Source organism: Nocardiopsis coralliicola (genome assembly GCF_054779695.1).
The window spans coordinates 1-1,959 of the sequence record NZ_BAAGXT010000097.1 but is presented as its reverse complement, the minus strand read 5'-3'; the positions used below and the strand labels follow the sequence as shown (position 1 = coordinate 1,959).

At 78.7% G+C, this 1,959-nt stretch carries 1 protein-coding gene; it reads right to left on the bottom strand.

Translation table 11 applies throughout. The annotated features are described in order from the left end of the window. The coding region (locus ACYVGT_RS28065; RefSeq protein WP_460863867.1) for a transglutaminase family protein at positions 1-1,931 on the bottom strand (1,931 nt) is incomplete at its 3' end. Positions 1,932-1,959 lie beyond the last annotated feature (28 nt).

Genomic DNA, 1,959 nt, shown 5'->3' with positions numbered 1-1,959 from the left:
GCCGGGGTCCCGCGCGCCCGCCGCACCGCCGCGCGCACCGCCCACGGCAGCAGGAGCACTGCGAGCGCCAGCGCGACCGCCGCGGCAGCAGCCGCCCACGGAACGCCGGTACTGGCGTCCCCGCCGCTCGCCGCCGGGTCCGGCCCGGTGCCGGGGGAGCCGGGGCTGTCCGGCTGCTCCTCCGGCGGGTCGGCCGCGCCGCCGCCGGTGCCGTCCTCCGCGTCCGGGGACGGGTCCGGAGCCGGACTGGCCGCCTCGCCGGCGCCGTCGCCCTCCGGCGCCTCCCGTCCGTAGGGCGGCGTGCTCGCAGTGCCCTGCCCGCCCGGCGGCGTGGGCTCGAACCGCAGCCAGCCGTGCCCGGAGAAGTACAGCTCCGGCCACGCGTGCGCGTCGCCTTCCCGGACCACCCACTGGTCGCCGGACGCCTGCGTGCCGGGCGTGTAGCCCACCGCCACCCGCGCCGGGATGCCGGCCTGGCGCGCCATCACCGCCATCGCCGCCGCGAACTGCTCGCAGTAGCCGATGCGGTCCTCGAACAGGAAGTGCGCCAGCGGGTCGGCACCGTCCGGCAGCTCCGGCGGCGCCAGGTCGTAGGTGAACCGGCCGCGGTCGGTGAACCAGTCCTGGAGGGCGACGGCCTTCGACAGCGGGTCGTCGGCGCCCTCGGTGACCGACCGGGTCGCCTCGGCGATCCGCGGGTCCAGGTCGCCGGGCAGCTCCAGTGAACTGCGCTGGCCGCCCGAGGTGCCCGACGAGGCCAGCTCGGCCGGGTCCGGATCGGCCTCGTAGCCGCGCACCGTGTAGGAGCCGGCCGCATCCTGGGCGCTCGTGCTGAACACCACCAGGCTCTCCGGGTCGGCGTACCAGTCGCCGGCCACCCGGACCGACGCCGCCGGATAGGGGAGCGGCAGGAAGGGCGTGTCGCCGAGCGGCTGCTCGACCGCCACCTCGGTGGTGGCCGTGCCGGCGCGCTGCACGCGCAGCCCCGGCGGCTCCGGCAGCGCGCCGTCGGAACCGAGCCGGGCGCCGTCGCTGGCGGTCACCGGGGCCATGGTCCAGTCGGTGCCGTCGAAGGACTCCAGGACCGAGGTGCGCAGGTACTGCGGCCGTTCGGCGTCGGTCGTGTAGGTGAGGACGGCCCGGTTGCCCGAGGAGCCGAGGTCGCGGCGGAGCGAGACCAGCGGGTGCGTCGCGGTGACGTCGCGCCCGCTGCCGGCCGGGTCGGTGATGCGGTGCATCGGCCCCGACTCCAGGCCCGGCACCAGCGCCGGCACGAGGAGGGCCACTGCCAGGGCGCCCGCAACGACGGCGCCGGACAGCGCCGTGTGCCGGATCGCCGCGCCCGCTCCGTGCCCCGCGGTGCCGGTGCGCTCTGCGGCCCGGAGGCCGCTGTCCACCGCGAGCAGCACCAGGTAGCCGGCGCCGGCCGCGGCGAACGCGGCGGGGGACAGGCCCCGGTCGTCCACCGCCAGCGGCACCAGGGCCATCGCGAACAGCGGGATGCCGGCCAGCGCGGCGGTGCGTGCCGCCAGGGCCAGCACGTCCGCGGCGAGCGCGGCCACGCCGGCGGCGCCGGCCAGGATCAGCTCCAGTCCGGTGCCCGGCGGAACCGGCGGCGGATGCTCCTCGATCGCGGCTGTGCCCTGTTCGAAGACGCCGACGAGCTCCGCCGGCGCCCCGCCGGGCGCAAACAGAGCGGTCAGTGCGGCGGCCAGGGCGAGCAGCTGGACCGGCGGTGCCAGCAGTGTCCCCCCGGGAGCGAACCGCACCGCACTGCCGGTTCCGCAGACCGCCAGCACGGCGGCCGCGGCGGCCGGCCACCAGCCCCCGCCGTCCACCAGCGGGGCCAGCAGCGCCATGCCGGCCAGCACGGCTGCGCCTGCCGCGGCCGAGACCGGCAGCTCCCGCACTGCGGCGCGCGCCCGGCTCACCGGGCACCGCCCCGCGCGCCGGCGCGGC